This window comes from Ruegeria sp. F5 (assembly GCF_056533845.1).
The window spans coordinates 109,873-127,268 of record NZ_JBQFOU010000010.1; the positions used below are offsets into that span (position 1 = coordinate 109,873).

The 17,396-nt window shown below is 64.5% G+C and carries 10 protein-coding genes and 1 pseudogene; 6 read left to right on the forward strand and 5 right to left on the reverse strand.

The features are described 5' to 3' along the window. Positions 1-19 precede the first annotated feature (19 nt). Genes ACR0K1_RS16150 through ACR0K1_RS16160 form a run of 3 tightly spaced genes read right to left on the reverse strand, consistent with a single transcriptional unit; the run spans position 20 to position 3,104 of the window. Positions 20-904, reverse strand: a complete 885-nt coding sequence (locus ACR0K1_RS16150) for an esterase-like activity of phytase family protein (RefSeq protein ID WP_480851274.1) — start codon at positions 902-904, stop codon at positions 20-22. Continuing rightward, the gene (gene mepA, locus ACR0K1_RS16155; RefSeq protein ID WP_480612056.1) at positions 877-1,740 is read right to left on the reverse strand and encodes a penicillin-insensitive murein endopeptidase; all 864 of its coding nucleotides are present in this window, start codon (positions 1,738-1,740) and stop codon (positions 877-879) included. The genes ACR0K1_RS16150 and mepA overlap by 28 nt, the downstream gene beginning before the upstream one ends. Then, positions 1,737-3,104, reverse strand: coding sequence for an MFS transporter (locus tag ACR0K1_RS16160; RefSeq protein WP_480612055.1), 1,368 nt, complete (start codon positions 3,102-3,104; stop codon positions 1,737-1,739). Before ACR0K1_RS16160 ends, mepA begins: the two co-directional genes overlap by 4 nt. A 129-nt stretch (positions 3,105-3,233) precedes the next feature. Between ACR0K1_RS16160 and ACR0K1_RS16165 the strand changes: the two genes are divergently transcribed. The 3 genes from ACR0K1_RS16165 to yaaA all read left to right on the forward strand — a co-directional run bounded on the left by ACR0K1_RS16165 (position 3,234) and on the right by yaaA (position 6,443). Next, the gene (locus ACR0K1_RS16165) at positions 3,234-3,521 is read left to right on the forward strand and encodes a YggT family protein (protein WP_480612054.1); all 288 of its coding nucleotides are present in this window, start codon (positions 3,234-3,236) and stop codon (positions 3,519-3,521) included. A 78-nt stretch (positions 3,522-3,599) separates the two neighbouring features. Continuing rightward, complete coding sequence (recQ, locus tag ACR0K1_RS16170; protein ID WP_480612053.1) at positions 3,600-5,639, forward strand: DNA helicase RecQ; 2,040 nt, start codon at positions 3,600-3,602, stop codon at positions 5,637-5,639. Positions 5,640-5,672: 33 nt separating this feature from the next. Further along, entirely contained in the window at positions 5,673-6,443 is a 771-nt protein-coding gene (gene yaaA / locus ACR0K1_RS16175) for a peroxide stress protein YaaA (protein WP_480612052.1), read from the forward strand. Here the strand turns inward: yaaA and ACR0K1_RS16180 are convergent. Next, on the reverse strand, positions 6,434-6,568 hold the full coding sequence (locus ACR0K1_RS16180; protein ID WP_480612051.1) for a hypothetical protein: 135 nt from the start codon (positions 6,566-6,568) through the stop codon (positions 6,434-6,436). The two genes, yaaA and ACR0K1_RS16180, sit on opposite strands and share 10 nt — an antisense overlap. Positions 6,569-6,996: 428 nt before the next feature. Then, positions 6,997-9,209, reverse strand: a pseudogene (locus ACR0K1_RS16185) (response regulator). Between the two features lie 117 nt (positions 9,210-9,326). Between ACR0K1_RS16185 and ACR0K1_RS16190 the strand changes: the two are divergent. From ACR0K1_RS16190 to pbpC, 3 genes are read left to right on the forward strand one after another with little or no spacing between them, the layout of a single operon-like run. Further along, positions 9,327-14,753: an alpha-2-macroglobulin family protein gene (locus ACR0K1_RS16190; protein ID WP_480612049.1), complete on the forward strand. Its 5,427-nt coding sequence runs from the start codon at positions 9,327-9,329 to the stop codon at positions 14,751-14,753. Next, entirely contained in the window at positions 14,750-15,313 is a 564-nt protein-coding gene (locus ACR0K1_RS16195) for a putative glycolipid-binding domain-containing protein (protein WP_480612048.1), read from the forward strand. The genes ACR0K1_RS16190 and ACR0K1_RS16195 overlap by 4 nt, the downstream gene beginning before the upstream one ends. After that, positions 15,306-17,342 (forward strand): penicillin-binding protein 1C, encoded by a 2,037-nt coding sequence (pbpC, locus tag ACR0K1_RS16200; RefSeq protein WP_480851277.1) that lies wholly within the window; start codon positions 15,306-15,308, stop codon positions 17,340-17,342. Before ACR0K1_RS16195 ends, pbpC begins: the two co-directional genes overlap by 8 nt. Positions 17,343-17,396 lie beyond the last annotated feature (54 nt).

Sequence of the window (17,396 nt, forward strand, 5' to 3'; positions counted from 1 at the left end):
GACCTTTGCAGGGGCCCTGTCAATCGGGCAGCAGATATTCGACCAGTTCGGTGCGCTGCAGGGACAGAAAGTTATCGTCCGAGATCATCGTGGCGCGCAGCCGGCCCTGATCGTCGCGCCAGACCGACAGCCCTTCGAGGTTGTCATGGGTGCCGGTGGCGGTTTCAAACAGAACCTCCTCGGCACTGGGTTGGTCGTCGGTGAGGGTCCAGCGCCGCAGGCGCGACCGGAAGCCGGGCACGGACACCGCGCGTTCCAACACATAAAACCGCCCGTCCGGGCCGAAATCGGCGGATACGGGCAGGAACTTGCCCCGCTGCGGCAGAACAAAAGGCGTGGTCCACACCCGCCCGTCCCAGCGGTACACCGGGATGTCGCCCTGTTCGGTGCGGCTTTTTTCGGTCAGGGTGTAAAGACGGGCCTGGTCGTCGATGGCCAGCCCCTCGAACGAACCATTGCCATCCAGCCGGTCAAACGCCGCAGGGCGTGGCAGAACGCGGGCCGTGCTGCCCGGTGCCGCGTAATAGGCCACGCGGTGGACCCCTTCGAACGAGATGTAGAAGCCGCCATCCGGCGCAATCGCGATCCCCTCGGAATCGCCGACATAGCCCGGCAGTCTGCGCCCGGTGCTGGACAGAACCGGCCAATGTTCTGAAATCCGAAGGCCCGTGATCCGGTCCCCGTCCCGTTCGATCTGCGCCGAGGCCAACAGGGCGCGGTCGCTCAGCACCATCGCGTCGCGCCCGTCCGCTGAGAGATGCAGCGCCGAGAACCCTCCGAACCAATCGGCGCTGTGGTGCCACGTAAAACTGTCCAGCAGGGTTGCGGTTTTGATCTCAACCGCCTGCACAGGCAGGGCCAGCAGCAAAGCCGCAATCAGTTGGACTGCAAAACAGCGGCGCATTGCTGGGGCAGATCGGCCAGCCGGTATTCCCGGCGTTTCTTGGGCGGCGGGGCGTTCGGGTCGGGGGGCGGCGGGTTCAGGATATTCTGCACCCATTGCTGCGCCTCGGCGCAGCCATCGCCCTTGGGCGGCGGGTCCTGATTGACGCAGCCGCGCGAGCCGCGCGGGCATTTCAGGCGCACGTGGAAATGATAGTGATGCCCCCACCACGGCCTGATTTTGCGCAGATAGGCCTTGTTGCCCTTTTCATCGTTGCACATCTGAACTTTGGCGCCGGGAAAGACAAAGATCCGCGCCACGCGCTTGTCCTTTGCGGCCTCGCGCAGCACCGCATGATGCTGTTTGGTCCAGTTGCCGTTCACATAAGCCCCGCCCGCGCGGCGCAGGGAGATGGACGAGATATTCTCGCGCGCCTTGCGGCTCAGCCGCATGTTGTCGCCGGGCAGCATCCAGATATCGATATCCAGACCCAGCTGATGCGAGCGATGGCCCGAGGTCATCGGCCCGCCCCGCGGCTGGCTGATATCCCCGACATAAAGCCCGTTCCACCCCGGCTGTTTCGCCGCAAACTTACTCAGGTCCTGTACATAGTCGATCGCCTGCGGATGCCCCCAGTTGCGGTTGCGTGACAGGCGCATGGCCTGCCATGTCGGCCCCGTTTCCGGCAACTGCACCGACCCGGCGGCGCAACCGCGCGAATAACTGCCGAAAGCGGCCGGTTTTTGCTGCGAGTTGACCTTTTGCGCCCCGAACAATTGCTTGGCCAAGGGTTGCGCACCCGCCGCCCCGGCCAGTGTCATTGCGGCCAGAACGGCCAGAAAACGTAATAAAATCATCTGCTCTGATCCCCTTCCGGCCTCACCCAGCGCATCAGGATTAGGCCCAGAATAAACAACCCGATGATCGGTGACACCCCCAGACGCGCGTCTCCGGTCACGGTTGTGGCAATCCCGATCAGCAGCGGCGCGGCAAAGGCGGTGGCGCGGCCCGACAGGCCATAGAGGCCAAAGCTTTCCACCGGCGCGTCGGGATCGGTATGGCGCACCATCAGCGACCGGCTGGCCGATTGCAGGATGCCACCCATGCCCCCGATCAGGATGCCGCAGCCAAAGAACACGATGTCCGGCAGGCCCGATCCTGCGGGCAGCGAGATGCCGAAAATCTGCGTCCGGTCCATCGACACAACGGTCAGGCAGACAAAGATCAGCACCCAGATCGCCACCAGAATCACCGGTTTAGGGCCGTATTTCTTGTCCGCCTTGCCTCCGATCCAGGCAAAGAGGGCCGAGGCCAGAACGCTGACAATGCCAAAGACGCCGATCTTGATCAGCCCCCATTCCAGCACCAGCCGCGCATAGATGCCACCGAAGCTGTAAAGCCCGTTCAGCGCATCGCGGTAGAACATGGACGAGCCCAGATAGGTCGCCAGACTGACCCGGTGGCGCAGGTCGGAGATGGATTTGCCCAACAGCCGCAGCGCCTGACCCAGCGATCCCTGCTTGCCGCTGTCCGGATCATCCCGCACCCACAGGAAGTACGGCACCATGAACAGGATGAACCAAATGGCGGTAAACGGCCCGACGAACCGCGTGCCCTGCTGCTGCGCCGCGTCCAGCCCAAAGGCCGGATCAATCCCGATCAGGGTCTTGCCGTTGGGCTGTTCGACAAACAGCGTCAACATGATCGCCAATGAGATCAGCCCGCCGAAATAGCCAAAGGCAAAGCCCGAACCCGAAATCTCACCCACCTCATCGTCATCGCCCAGTTCGGGCAGTTGCGAGTTGATGAAGATCAGCGCGTATTCGGCCCCCACAAAGCCCAAACCAAAGGCCGACAGCATCAGCCACATATTCGACCCGTCCGGCATCGTGTACCACAGCGCGGCCGAGCCCACCGCGTACATCACCGAAAACGCGAAAATCCACGGGATACGCCGCCCCGAGACATCCGCCATCGCGCCCAGAAAGGGGGCCCCGAACGCGATGATCAATCCGGTTATGGTCAGGCAGTTGGCCCAGACCGTCTGCGCCCGCGCTGCCGCCGCCTGCGCATCCAGACCGGTGCCTGCGAAATACCCCGCCGCAACCCCGGCAAAGTAGGGCCCGAACACAAATGTCACCAGCAATGAGTGATAGGGCTGCGATGCCCAGTCAAAAAACCACCAGCCCCAAATGCGCCTGCGCCTGGAAATCTCAGCCATGACTGCCCCTGTTATCGTTGATTTCATAAGACGGGGCTTTGGGGCAATTCGCAAGCGTTCTGTTGGCGCGCACTTGCTCTTTGACGCGGGGGCGCTTAGGTCTCAGGGCAATTGAAGACCGGAGGGCCCATGCTGTCGCTGATCCAAATCCTGCTGCTGATCCTGGACATTGTCTGGTTCATCATCCTTGCCCATGTGATCATGAGCTGGCTGATCAACTTTCAGGTGCTGAACCTGCATCAGCAACTGGTGGCGCAAATCTGGTACGGGCTGAACCGCTTGTTAGAGCCTATCTATGGCCCGATCCGCCGTATCCTGCCGAATATGGGCGGGCTGGATCTGACGCCTCTGGTCGTTCTGATTGCGGTTTACGCGCTGCGGATCATCCTGATCAACAATGCGGTCTATTTCGTCTGACCTCTTGTTCACCGAATCTTAGTATGTGATTGTCCTGTCTTAAGAGCAGATAAACCTTAATACAGGGCCTCCCGACGCATGTTCGACTCCGCACCCTTGTTGCGAGACGTCTTTGGATTCGACGCCTTCCGCCCTGGGCAGGAAGAGATTGTCGATGCCGTGACCTCGGGCGAAAACGTGCTGGCGATCATGCCCACCGGGGGCGGAAAATCCTTGTGTTTCCAGCTGCCTGCCCTTTTACGCGACGGGGTGACGGTGGTAATCTCGCCGCTGATTGCCCTTATGCGCGATCAGGTGCGCGGATTGCAGGAAGCGGGCGTTGAAGCCGGGGCGTTGACCTCGGGCAACACGCCCGAGGAAACCGACGCTGTGTGGGAGGCGCTGGAGGCCGGACGCCTGAAGCTGCTCTACATGGCCCCCGAACGTCTGGCCGCGGGGTCGGCCTTGGGTATGCTGCGCCGGATCAATGTCAGCCTAATTGCAGTCGATGAGGCCCATTGCGTCAGCCAATGGGGTCACGATTTCCGCCCCGACTACCTGCGGATCGGAGAGCTGCGCCGCGCCTTGGGCGTGCCGCTGGCTGCCTTCACCGCCACGGCGGATGCAGAAACGCAAGACGAGATTGTCGAGAAACTGTTCGACGGCACCGCGCCGCGCAAATTCCTGCGCGGGTTCGACCGGCCCAATATCCATCTGGCCTTTGGTGCCAAGGACGGACCGCGCAAGCAGATCCTCGACTTCGCCTCTGCCCGAAAAGGGCAATCCGGCATCGTCTATTGCGGCACCCGCAACAAGACCGAGGTGCTGGCGCAAGCCCTGCGCGCCGAAGGGCACTCGGCCTGCCACTATCACGGCGGCATGGACCCCGAAGACCGCCGCATCGTCGAGACCCGCTTCGCCCGCGAGGACGGGTTGATCGTCGTCGCCACCGTGGCCTTCGGCATGGGTATCGACAAGCCCGACATCCGCTGGGTCGCCCATGCGGACCTGCCCAAATCCATCGAAGGGTACTATCAGGAAATCGGCCGCGCCGGGCGCGATGGCGGCCCTGCGGAAACACTGACCCTGTTCGGCCCCGACGATATCCGCCTGCGGCGGTCCCAGATCGACGAAGGGCTCGCCCCGCCGGAACGCCGCATGGCCGATCACGCGCGGCTGAACGCGCTGCTGGGTCTGGCCGAGGCGTTGGTCTGCCGCCGCCAGACCTTGTTGGGCTATTTCGGTGAACAGGCCGCGCCCTGCGGCAAATGCGATCTGTGCGACACGCCTCCGGAAGTGTTCGACGGCACCACCCCGGTCCGCATGGCCCTGTCCGCCATCCTGCGCACCGAGGAATGGTTCGGCGCGGGCCATCTGATCGACATCCTGCTGGGCAATGAGACCGACAAAATCCGCGCCCGCCGCCATGACAACCTGCCGACCTACGGCATCGGCAAAGACTGGTCGCGCCCGCAATGGCAGGCGATTTTCCGGCAGATGATGGGCCACGATCTGGTCCGCCCCGACCCCGACCGCCACGGCGCGCTGCGCATGACCGAGGCGGCCAAGCCGATCCTGAAAGGCGCGGCGCAGATCGACCTGCGCAAGGATACCATCCGCAAAGCCACCCGCCGCCCCGCCGTCAAGGCCATGGTATCCGAGGAAGACGCGCCGCTGCTGTCGGCGCTCAAGGCCAAGCGCCGCGCGCTGGCGGAATCCCAGCGGGTTCCGGCCTATGTCATCTTCCCCGACCGCACCCTGATCGAAATGGCCGAGACCCGCCCGATGACCCTGGACGACATGGCCCGGATCGGCGGCGTGGGCGCGAAAAAGCTGGAACGCTATGGCGACACCTTCTTGGAAGTGATCGCCGGAGAGGCCGAAGCGGTCCACCCCGCTCGCCGCAAGCTGGCGGGCCGGGAACAGGGCGAGATCTATGACCAGTTGCTGGCCGTTCAGAACGATCTGGCGCGCGGGCCCGACGGCATCGACAAACCGCTGACCTGCACCGCCTCGCAACTGGCGAAGGTGGCGCAGCTGCGCAGCGATGATCCGCGCGGGATGGAGCAGGTGCTGGGCGACCGCCGCCACGAAAGGTTCGGGGCCGCCTTTCTGGACGTGCTGCGGCAGGCGGGCTAGGTAGCAGCCAACAGGCAAGGAACGAGGGCGGATATGCTGACAGTGATTTCCCCGGCCAAACGGCTGGACTGGGCCGAACGCGACGTTGCGATCACGCAACCCGATTTTCAGAACGACGCGATCCGGCTGTCGAAAACCGCCCGCAACCTGACACTGGGCGATCTGAAAAAGCTGATGGACCTGAGCGATGATCTGGCCCGCCTGAACCGCGACCGCTATCGCGCGTTTTCCGATGCGCCGGGCACGGACGTCACCCGCCCCGCCGCGCTGGCCTTTGCAGGCGACACGTATCAGGGTCTGGAAGCGGCCTCGCTGGATGCCGAGGAGCTGGCCTGGGCGCAGGACCACCTGCGCATCCTGTCCGGCCTTTACGGGGTGCTGCGCCCGCTGGACGCGATTCAGCCCTACCGGCTTGAGATGGGCAGCAGGCTGAAAACCCGGCGCGGCAAGAACCTGTACGAATATTGGCGCGATCAGCTGAGCAAAGCCCTGAACGCGCAGGCCGGCGAGATTGGCAGCGATGTGCTGATCAACTGCGCCAGTCAGGAATATTTCGGCGCGGTCGATCTGAAAGCGCTGAACCTGCGGGTGATCACGCCGGTGTTTATGGAGGACAAGGCGGGCACGCCCAAAATCGTCAGCTTCTTCGCCAAAAAGGCACGGGGCGCGATGGCGCGGTATATCATCCAGCATCGCCTGAGCGACCCGAAAGGCCTGCTGGATTTCGACACCGGCGGGTACGCATACCGCCCCGACCTGTCGGATGAGGACAAACCGGTTTTCGTGCGCCCCTATCAGGCCTGATCCGACAGCGACGGGTCGCAGGGGGCCTGCGTGGCCGTTTTGCCTTTTTGGTCCGAGGTTAGTATCCGGCGCTGGCCAATCCCGCCACCGGGTCTTAACCCTGTAGGGTTGTCCGATGCCGTCATACCAGCGCGCCACTTTCCCCTGTTCCGCAACTGGCAGGGCGGGGCGTTTTAAGGCTGATACGACCCTTACCGGTCACAGGCTGCGTTTCGCTGGTCGGATGCAGACCGGGGCACGGCCTTGCGCTGGGATGGAACAAGGCCAGACCCTGCATGTACACGCCAAACCCTTCGGCAATGTGGCATTGCCACGTCGTGATCCCGGTGCAGACGCTCAAGTCCGGTGACGCGTTCGTGGAACGCACCCATCACCCGCATATCAGCACAGCGGATGGCACTCTCGCCCAAGGCGCGCGAGGGCGGAATTCGCGGATGTTTGACCTCCGCTCAACCCAAAACGCTTTGGGCTTGATCTGAGTCGAAATACGCCGTCTCTCCCATTGGCCGACCGTGCATTTCGATAGAACTGCCTCAGACAAACGCAATACGCCTCAATCCGCCTGTTCAGGCTCTGCAGTCAACGGGCTGGCCTCCTTGGGCATATGCTGCCGGATCATCTGATGGATCAGGTTCTTGTGCAGCGGCTTCGTCATATAGTGATCCAGCCCGGCGGCCAACACGCCCTGATCGTCACCGGCCTGCGCATGGGCGGTCAGCGCCACAATCGGCACGTGCCGCCCGGTCTCGACCTCTTGCCGCCGGATTTCGGCGGTGGCCTGTTTGCCGTCCATGCCGGGCATCGAGATATCCATGAAGATCAGATCCGGGTCGAAGTCCCGATAAGCCTCGACCGCTTCGATCCCGTTATCGGCAAAGCGCAACTCGATGGACAGGTCCTTGACCATCTTCTTCAGGATCAACTGATTGGTCCGGTTGTCCTCGGCGGCCAGCACCCGCGTCAGGCGTTGGCCTGTGGGGGGTGCGCCCGGCGGTTCAGAGGGCGTGCCGGGATCGTCCTGCCCCCCCGGCTGCCTTGCAGGGCTCTTGAACGTTTTCAGTTTTGCATAAAGCTCGGCCCGTGAGATCGGCTTTTGCAGCACGCCTTCGATCAACTGGCGGGCCGGGTTTGCATGGATCAGAGCCGGATTGGCCGACATCACCACCACCGGCAGGTCCGCCCACCCCCGATCCCTGAGAAGGGTTGCCAGTTCCAGCGCATCCATGTCCGGCAGATCGTGATCGCAGAGCAGCAGATCGACAGAGGCGCTCATCTGCGACAGCGCGTCCCGGCCCGATGTGCAGACCGTGACCCGGACGCCAAGGCGGCCCAGTTGCTTGGTCAGGATGGCGCGGTTCACCACCATATCCTCGACAATCATGACATGGCTCAGATGCCCGGCCAGATCCGGCGGTGCGGGCTGGGCCCCTTCGGCAATCGGCAGCGACACCCGGAACCCGAAACACGAGCCCTGACGCGGTTCGCTTTCGACCCAGACCGTGCCACCCATCAGGGTGATGAGGCGTTTGGTGATGGCCAGACCCAGCCCGGTGCCCTCAAAGCGGCGGTTCCGCTCATCCTCGACCTGATTGAACTCGCCAAAAATATCCGCGACCTTGTCGGCCTCGATCCCGATGCCGGTGTCTTCGATCGCCACATGAATGTCACAGCTTTGCCGGTCGGCATGCGGCACGCCCGTGACCCGCACCAGAACGTGGCCCCTGGCGGTGAACTTGACCGCATTGCCCATGAGATTGGTCAGAATCTGCCGGATGCGCCCGGGGTCGCCATGAACAGCGTCGGCATGAACAGGTCGTAATCCACCAGCAGGTTCAGCCCCTTTTCGCGCACGCTGGGCTGCATCAGCATCGCGACCTCAAGGATACAGCGTTCAAGATCGAACTGTTCGGGGTGCAGGATCAGCTTGTCCGCCTCGATCTTGGAGTAATCCAGAACGTCGTTGATGATGACCAGCAGCGCCTCGCCCGAGTTGCGGATCGTGTTCACGTAAAGCCGCTGATCTTCGTCCATGGGCGTCTCAGACAGCAGTTCGGTCATCCCGACAATGCCATTCATTGGGGTCCGTATCTCGTGGCTCATATTGGCCAGAAAGGCCGATTTCGCCCGGTTTGCGGCCTCGGCCCGTTCGCGGGCGGCTTTCAGCTCGGCCTCATGCCGGACCGAGGCGGTGATGTTGAGCGCAAGGCTGACCACATCGCCGCTGTTGCCGCGCTGGTCGATCAGCCGGATATAGTGACCGTTCCACAATTGGATCACCACCGGCGGTGGGTTCGGGCGCGCCCAGCGGTCGAGCATTCTGGCCCGCCAGTCCGCCGCCGGTTCCGGGCCGATATCGACGATCCCCTCGGTCGTCAGCAGGTCCAGAATGCGGGGGTAGGAAATCCCCGACGCGACCTCATCCAGTCCTTCGAACACGCTCAGATAGGCCGCGTTGGCGCTGATAAGCTGGCTGCTGCCATCAAAGAATGCGAACCCGTCCTGAATGGTCTGGATCGAGTGCCACAGCCGCCGCTCGGCCAGTTCGATCTTGGCATTGGCTTCGGTCAGATCGGATTTGACCTTTTCGTTCTCATCCCGGACGGTTTCAACCTCGGCCTGGGTTTCACCGATGCGTTTGGTCAGAGCGATGGCGTGGCGGCCCAGCTTGCGGTTGGCGGCGGACAGTTCCGCCTGTTTCAGATGCAGCAACCGCTCAGCCGCCAGCCGCGCGCGTCGTTCCTGTGCCAATTTGTTTGCAAGACTCATTTTTTCGCGATTCCGGATCAGCCTGCGGCCACCATCGCGGCAGAGCGTGAAAAAGTGTTTAAGCCGTTGCGCAACCGGCGCGCGCCATGCAAGGCTGAGTGCAAAGAGGAGGCCGCAATGCACCGCTTTGCCCTGATTTCAATTACTTACGTTTTTCTGCATCTTATTCTTCCCGCAGTCGTCTGGGCGCAAAACGCAGTGCCCGAGTTTCGCTATATCGCCACGCGGGATGCGGATTTTTACGGCTCGGATCTGGATGCGCTGTTCGATACGGACCTGAAATCCTGCATTCAGGCCTGCTCGGCCAATGACCTTTGCACCGCCTTCACCTACAATTCCCGGTCCAATGCGTGTTTTCCCAAAAGCGGGGTGAACCGTCAGGAGGCATATGAGGGCGCGCTGTCTGCCCGCAAAGCCTTGACGCCTGAATCGACCCTAACATTGGGAAAAACGCAGGCAGATGCGCTGGATATCCTGCGGGCCGCCGACCTGAGTCAGGCCGAAAAACAAGCGCGTGACCTTGGCTTTTTCCATCCTGCAGGCGGGTATGATCTGGAAACCGTTCTGGATGCAGCCCGTAGTGCAGGCAACGTGACGCAGGCGATGCAGTGGACAGGCGTTGCCGTGTCGCTCAGCGATGCGCCGGATTTGTGGGTCGAATATGCACGGCTGCTGCTGGCGATGAATCCGTCGGATTGGAACGAAAAACGCGCCCTGCGCGGCCGCGCGCTGAATGCGGCGATCAACGGGTATCTGCGGTCCGACACGCAAGGCGCGCAGGTCGCGGCGCTGATGACCCTTGCAGAAGCGCTGGAACAGGTTGAGCGTGGCCGGGATATGATCCCGGTTCTGCGGCTGGCCGAACAGTTGCAACCGCGCGAGGATGTGCTGGCCGCGCTGAACGATGCCATCGGGAAATACGGTTTTCGGGTGCTGGACAGCACGGTGGAAAGCAATGCCGAGGCCCCGCGCATCTGCGTCACCTTCTCGGAACCTCTGGTCAAGGCCGGGGTCGATTACGACCCCTTCGTGCAGCGCAGTGCTGAGGGGCTGATCGTGCAGGTCGACGGCTCGGGCCTGTGCGTCGATGGTGTGGCGCATGGCGAGCGGTACCGGCTGACCCTGCGCGCGGGCCTGCCTGCGGCCTCGGGCGAGGTGCTGAACCGCAATGTGGACCTAACCCATTACGTGCGCGACCGCGCGCCCTCAGTCCGGTTTCCGGGGCGCAGCTATGTGCTGCCCAAATCCGCCGACGCTGCCCTGCCGGTCGAGACCGTGAACCTGTCGGAACTGGACCTGACCCTGCGGCGCGTCAGTGACCGCAACCTGCTGCGCGCGGTGCAACAGGATTTCTTTGGCCGCCCGCTCAGCCAGTGGCAAGAGCGGGAGTTTTCGGACGAGATTGCCGAGGATATCTGGACCGGCACCGCCGAGGTTCCAACCCGGCTGAACCAGACCATGACCGCCCGCCTGCCGATGGCCGAGGCGATCACGGACCAGCCCGCCGGTATCTATGCGCTGACCGCGCGGGTTCCGGGGGCCGATCCCTATGACGATCCCGGCGCGACCCAATGGTTCGTGCTGACCGATCTGGGCGTCAGCACGGCGCTTGGAACCGACGGCCTGCATGTGACGGTGCGCGGGTTGCACGACGCCCTGCCGCGCGCGGGGATCGAGGTTTCTCTGGTGTCCAAGGCCAACGCGGTGATCGCCACATCACTGACCGATGCCACCGGCTATGCAAGGTTCGAAACCGGCCTGACCCGCGGCACCGGGGCCAGTGCGCCGGCGCTGGTGATGGCCGCCGACGGCGATCGGGACTTCAGCTTCCTGTCCCTGACCGACCCGGCCTTTGACCTGTCCGATCGCGGGGTCGAGGGGCGCGCGCCTGCGGGCCCCGTCGATGTGTTCCTGACCACAGACCGGGGCGCTTATCGCGCCGGTGAGGTGATCCACCTGACCGCCCTGTCCCGCGATGCCGAGGCGCAGGCCATCGACGGCCTGCCGCTGACCGCGATTCTGTATCGCCCCGATGGGGTGGAATACCGCCGCTTCGTCTCGGATGGCGGCGTTGCCGGGGGGCATGTATTTGCCCTGCCTGTCGCAGCCGACGTGCCGCGCGGGGCCTGGAAGATAGAGGTCAAATCCGATCCCAAGGGCGATGCTCTGGCCCGGCAAACGGTGCTGGTCGAAGACTTCCTGCCGGAACGCATTGATTTCACCCTGTCCCTGCCCGACGCGCCCCTTCGCCCCGGCGACAGCCCGCCCCTGCGGATCGACGCGCGGTATCTGTTTGGCGCGCCGGGCGCGGACCTGAGCATCGACGGGCAGATGATCGCCCGTGCATCCGACAGCGTTCCGGGATTCGAGGGCTACCATTTCGGTCGTTATGACGCGGATATTCAGACCAAGAGCACCTATTTCGGCGATGCCCGCACGGATGCCGCCGGTCAGGCCACGGTTGCGGTAAAAATTCCTTTGTTAGAGACCGAAGGCAGACCCGTTGAGGCCACCGTGATCGCCCGTCTGGCCGACGGATCGGGCCGCCCGGTGGAGCGCAGGTTGGTCGCCCCTGTCCAGCCCTCGCAACCGGTGATCGGCGTCAAACGCCTGTTCGACGATGTGATCCCCGAAGGCACCGAGGCCGCGTTCCAGATCGTCGGCCTGTCGCCTGATCTGACCCCCAGCCCGATGCGCCTGCGCTGGACCCTGAACCGGGTCGAGACGCGCTATCAGTGGTATCAGCTGTACGGCAACTGGAACTGGGAACCCACCACGCGCCGCACGCGCATCGCCACGGGTGAGGTCGATTTCACCGCCGACCCGCTGACACTGACCCAACCGGTCGATTGGGGCCGGTATGAGCTGGTGGTGCAAAGCGTGGGTGGCGCCTATGCCGAAACGGCGGTGGATTTCTACGCGGGCTGGTATCAGGGCGGTGATACTTCGACCACGCCGGACCGGTTGGAGCTGTCGCTGGACCGCGACAGCTACCGTGCAGGCGACACGGCGCAGTTGCGCATCGTCCCGCGTATGGCGGGGGTGGCGCAGATCGAGGTTCTGTCGAACCGCCTGATCCAGCGCCAGATGATCGAGGTGCCCGAAGGCGAAACCGTGATCCCCATCGAGGTCACACAGGATTGGGGCACCGGGGCCTATGTCACTGCGACGGTGATCCGGCCCATGGATGTGTCTGCCGGGCAGAACCCCGCGCGGGCCCTGGGCGTGGCCCATGCCGCGGTTGATCCGGTGGGGCGCAAGCTGGATGTGACGATTGACGTCCCAGCCGTCACATCCCCGCGCCAGACGCAAAAAGCCCGTATCAGGGTCGAAAACGCAGGTGAAGGCGACCCGGTCTGGTTGACACTGGCCGCCGTGGACGTGGGTATCCTGAACCTGACCGGATTTGAAAGCCCTGATCCGCAGACGCATTACTTCGGCCAGCGACGGCTGGGCGTCGACCTGCGCGATGTCTATGGCCGCCTGATCGACGGCATGAATGGCGCGATGGGCACGGTCCGCTCCGGCGGCGACGCCGATAACGGGCTGCGGCGGCAATCTCCGCCGCCGACACAGGACCTGATGGCCGTGTTCAGCGGCCCCGTGCAGGTTGACGCAAACGGAGAGGCCGAGGTCGATATCCCCCTGCCCGCCTTCAACGGCACCGTGCGCCTGATGGCGGTGGCGTGGTCACGGGCGGCGGTGGGGCAGGCCGAGGCCGAGATGATCGTCCGCGATCCGGTGGTCGTCACCGCCAGCCTGCCGCGCTTTCTGGCCCCGGGCGATCAAAGCCGCATGCTGCTGGAAATTGTCCATGCCGATGGCGCCGCCGGAGAGATGGCGCTAGGGCTGGTCTCGTCACGCGGGCTGGAGTTGGGGGAGGTCCCCAACAGCTTTGCCCTGGAAGAAGGCGGTAAGGCCGTGTTCGACATCCCGATCCGCGCCATTGCGGTCGGCGATCCCGAAATCGGCGTCTCCATCACCACGCCGGACGGGCGCGACCTGACACAAACCCTGCGGATGCCGGTGCGCGAGAATGACCCGGTTGTGGCCCTAACCCGGCGGTTTTCGCTGGGTTCCGGCGACAGTTTCCTGTTCTCGCAGGATGTCTTTGACGGGTTCCGCCCCGGCTCGGCCAAAGCAATCCTGTCTGCCGGACCGCTGGCAAAGTTTGACACGCCCGGCCTGCTGGACCGGCTGGATCGCTACCCCTATGGCTGCACCGAGCAGATCACCAGCCAGGCGCTGCCACTTTTATACCTGTCTTCGGTGGCTCAGGCCACGGGGCTGGGCGACGGACCGGAGATGGATCAGCGCATCGGCACCTCGATCCGCAGCATCCTGTCGCGGCAAGCCTCGAACGGAGCATTCGGCCTGTGGCGCGCGGGCAGCGGTGATTTCTGGCTGGACGCCTATGTGACCGACTTCCTGTCACGCGCACGGGCGCAGGGGCATGCCGTCCCGGATCGCGCTTTTGCGCAGGCGATGGACAACCTGCGCAACCGCATCAACTATGCGCCCGATTTCGACAAGGGCGGGCAGGACATCGCCTATGCGCTGATGGTTTTGGCGCGCGAGGGGGCAGCCGCCATGGGCGATCTGCGCTATTATGCGGATGTGAAGGGCGACGCCTTCGACACGCCCCTCGCCGCCGCCCAACTCGGTGCGGCGCTGGCATCTTATGGCGATCAGAGGCGCGCCGATGGCATGTTCGCCCGCGCCGCTCAAATGCTGGCCCGGCAGCCCGATCAGGCCCAGACCTATTGGCGCGCCGATTACGGTACAAACCTTCGCGATGCCGCCGGGCTGCTGACCCTAGCCGTGGATGCCGGAAGCGAGGCGGTGGATCGCGACGCTCTGGTCCAGCGCGTTGCCGCAAACGGCGCGCATCTGTCCACGCAGGAGGCCGCGTGGTCCCTGCTGGCAGCGCATGCGCTGGTCTCGGACCCCGCAGGGTCGGGCCTGATGGTCAATGGCGCGCCGGTAAATGGCCCCTTTGTGCAGGTTCTGGACGGCGCAGATGCGGAGGAACTGAACATCACCGCCGCAAGTGGAAGCCCCACGGACATCACCCTGACCGTCACCGGCATCCCACAAACCGCGCCGCCGGCGGGTGGCACCGGATACGCGATCCAGCGCGCCTATTACTCGATGGAAGGCGAACCGCTTGACCCGTCCGCTTTCACCGTCGGCGACCGGTTCGTGACGGTTCTGACGGTCACGCCGTTCGAGACTGGCGGCGCGCGGCTGATGGTGGACGACCCGCTGGCGGCGGGGATCGAGATCGACAACCCCAGCCTGCTGCGCTCGGGCGATGTGCGGTCGCTCGACTGGCTCGACCTGTCGGAGGCCACACATACCGAGTTCCGCTCGGACCGGTTTCTGGCCGCAATCGACCTGACCGACCGCCGCACCGTGACGCTGGCCTATGTGGCCCGCGCAGTCACGCCCGGAGAGTTCCACCACCCGGCCGCATCGGTCGAGGACATGTACCGCCCGCAGAACCGCGCCCGCACCGACACAGGCCGCGTTGTGGTCAGATGACTGGCAGAACCGCCATAGCCACCGCCCATTGGCGGCGTCTGGACCGGGAAGGCACCGACCGCTGCACCCTGTCGCGGCTGGATCACGGCTGGATGCTGGTCGGACAGGCGATCTGGCATGACGCAGGCGTCGATAGCGTCCTGACCTATGACGTGCGCTGTGCCCCGGACTGGCAGAGCCTGTCGGCCGATATCGGCGGAGAGGTGGACGGGCGCGAGGTCGCTCTGCGGCTGCTGCGCAGCGATGACGGCTGGGTTCTGAACGACGCGCCACAGGCCTGCGGTCCCGAATGCACCGACCTTGACCTCAGCTTTACCCCCGCGACCAATCTGCTGCCGCTGCGACGGCTTGCCCTTACAGAAGGGGGGGCCGCTCCGGTCAAGGCGGCCTGGCTGAAGCCGGATCTCGGGTCGGTGGCACAGCTTGATCAGGTCTACACGCGGCTGAGCGACGAAACAGTTCTGTATGCATCGGCAAACCACAAGACCGAGCTGACCGTTCACCCCTCGGGCTTTGTCACCCACTACCCGGATCTGTGGGAGGGATGGGTCGATGCCTAGACCCGCACGCTGGCTGCTGACCCTTGCGGGGCTGCTCTACCTGACCGGATTTGCGCGGGACCGGGCCGAGGAGTGGGTGGATGCGACCGTCCTGCCCCCGGTTCTGGCCGAGACATCGGTCGAAATGCGCGACCGCAACGGAAGCCTGCTGCGCGTTTTCCCGGTTGCGGACGGGATCTGGCGGATGCGATCCGGCGCGGTCGATCCGACCTTCACCGATATGCTGATCCGGTATGAGGATAAGAGATTCCTGACCCATGCGGGCGTCGATCCGGTTGCGATGCTGCGCGCCGCCGGGCAATCGCTTTGGAACGGGCGTGTTGTCTCTGGCGGATCGACCCTGACCATGCAGGTCGCGCGGCTGATCGAGGACGGGTCAACCGGGCGGTGGAGTGGCAAAATCCGCCAGATCCGGGTCGCATTGGCCTTGGAGCAGCGGCTGACCAAGCAGCAGATTCTGAACCTCTATCTGACCCATGCGCCCTATGGCGGCAATCTCGAAGGCATCCGCGCCGGAACCCGCGCGTGGTTCGGCAAGGACCCCGCGCGTCTGACCCCGGCGCAGGCTGCGCTGCTGATTGCCTTGCCGCAATCGCCCGAGGCGCGGCGGCCCGACCGCAACCCTGACACTGCGCGCAAGGCGCGGGATCGCGTACTGGGCCGGATGCAGCGCTACGGGGTTCTGTCGGCGTCCGAAACGCGCAGCGCACTGACCGAAGCGATGCCCGCGCAGATGAACCCCTTTCCCCGCCTTGCCCCGCATCTGACCGAGCGCGCGCGACGCCAACACCCCGAGGCCAGCACACACGATCTGACCCTGAACGCAGACCTGCAGGCCCGGCTTGAACCGTTGGTTTCCCAAGCGGCATCGCGCGCTGGCCCCCATGTCTCGGGCGCGCTGTTGGTGGCGGATCACCAAAGCGGAGAGATTCTGGCCTCGGTCGGGTCGGCAGGCTATCAGGACGCACGGCTGGGGTTCGTCGATATGACCCGGGCGCTGCGCTCGCCGGGATCGACGTTGAAGCCGTTGGTTTACGGGCTGGCCTTCGATCAGGGGCTGGCCCATCCCGAGACGCTGATCAGCGACAGCCCGGTGATGTTTGGCCGCTACGCGCCGCGCAACTTCGATGGCGTTTTCCGAGGTGATGTACGGGTGCGCGAGGCGCTGCAGATGTCGCTGAACATCCCCGTCGTGCGGCTGACTCATGAGTTGGGCCCAGCGCGGGTGATGGCAGCGCTGCGGGATGCCGGGACCGACCCGCGCCTGAGCGGCGGCGCGCCGGGGCTGGCTGTATCGCTGGGCGGTGTGGGTCTGAGCCTGCACGATCTGGTCCAGCTTTACGCGGCTCTGGCGGCAGGTGGGCAAAGCCCGACGCTGCACTCTGACATGCTGGCGGACGCCGTGACAACCAAGCGCATCCTGTCCGAGACCTCTGCCTGGCAGGTCGGGGATATCCTTGCCGGCCTGTCGCCGCCGCCCGGCGCGCCGACCAGCGGCTTGGCCTATAAGACCGGCACCTCTTACGGGCACCGGGATGCCTGGGCCATTGGCTTTGACGGGCGGCACGTGATCGGTGTCTGGCTGGGCCGCGCCGATGGGACCCCGGTTCCGGGCGCGTTTGGAGGCGATCTTGCCGCGCCCTTGCTGTTTGAGGCCTTCGGACATCTGAAACCCCCGCTGGACCCGCTGCCGCCCCCGCCGCCCGCGACCCTGATCGTGGGCGCGGCGCAATTGCCGCAGCCATTGCAACGCTTCCGCCCGCGTGATGCCGCGTTTGAGGCCGACCCGGCGGCCCCTGACCTGCTGTTTCCCCCGGATCGCGCTGTGTTAGAGACAAATGGCGCGCCCCTGACCGTCAAACTGCGCGGTGGTGTCGGGCCGTTTTCGGTTCTGGCCGACGGGGTTCCGGTTCTGACCGGCCAGCGCCGGCGCGAGTTCGAAATTCCCAATCCCGGCTCCGGATTTGCCGCGCTGGTGGTGGTCGATGCGCAGGGCCGGTCGGATCGCGTCTCGGTGCGGATCGACTAGGGCGTTTTGCGTTTTATCTGAGCCATTCTATCGAAATGCGCGGTCGACCGAAGA

Coding starts and splice junctions, on each gene's coding strand:
- ACR0K1_RS16160 (WP_480612055.1), bottom strand. CDS start 3,104: ATGGCTGAGATTTCCAGGCGCAGGCGCATTTGGGGCTGGTGGTTTTTT.
- pbpC (WP_480851277.1), top strand. CDS start 15,306: ATGCCTAGACCCGCACGCTGGCTGCTGACCCTTGCGGGGCTGCTCTAC.
- mepA (WP_480612056.1), bottom strand. CDS start 1,740: ATGATTTTATTACGTTTTCTGGCCGTTCTGGCCGCAATGACACTGGCC.
- yaaA (WP_480612052.1), top strand. CDS start 5,673: ATGCTGACAGTGATTTCCCCGGCCAAACGGCTGGACTGGGCCGAACGC.
- ACR0K1_RS16150 (WP_480851274.1), bottom strand. CDS start 904: ATGCGCCGCTGTTTTGCAGTCCAACTGATTGCGGCTTTGCTGCTGGCC.
- recQ (WP_480612053.1), top strand. CDS start 3,600: ATGTTCGACTCCGCACCCTTGTTGCGAGACGTCTTTGGATTCGACGCC.
- ACR0K1_RS16190 (WP_480612049.1), top strand. CDS start 9,327: ATGCACCGCTTTGCCCTGATTTCAATTACTTACGTTTTTCTGCATCTT.
- ACR0K1_RS16195 (WP_480612048.1), top strand. CDS start 14,750: ATGACTGGCAGAACCGCCATAGCCACCGCCCATTGGCGGCGTCTGGAC.
- ACR0K1_RS16165 (WP_480612054.1), top strand. CDS start 3,234: ATGCTGTCGCTGATCCAAATCCTGCTGCTGATCCTGGACATTGTCTGG.
- ACR0K1_RS16180 (WP_480612051.1), bottom strand. CDS start 6,568: ATGACGGCATCGGACAACCCTACAGGGTTAAGACCCGGTGGCGGGATT.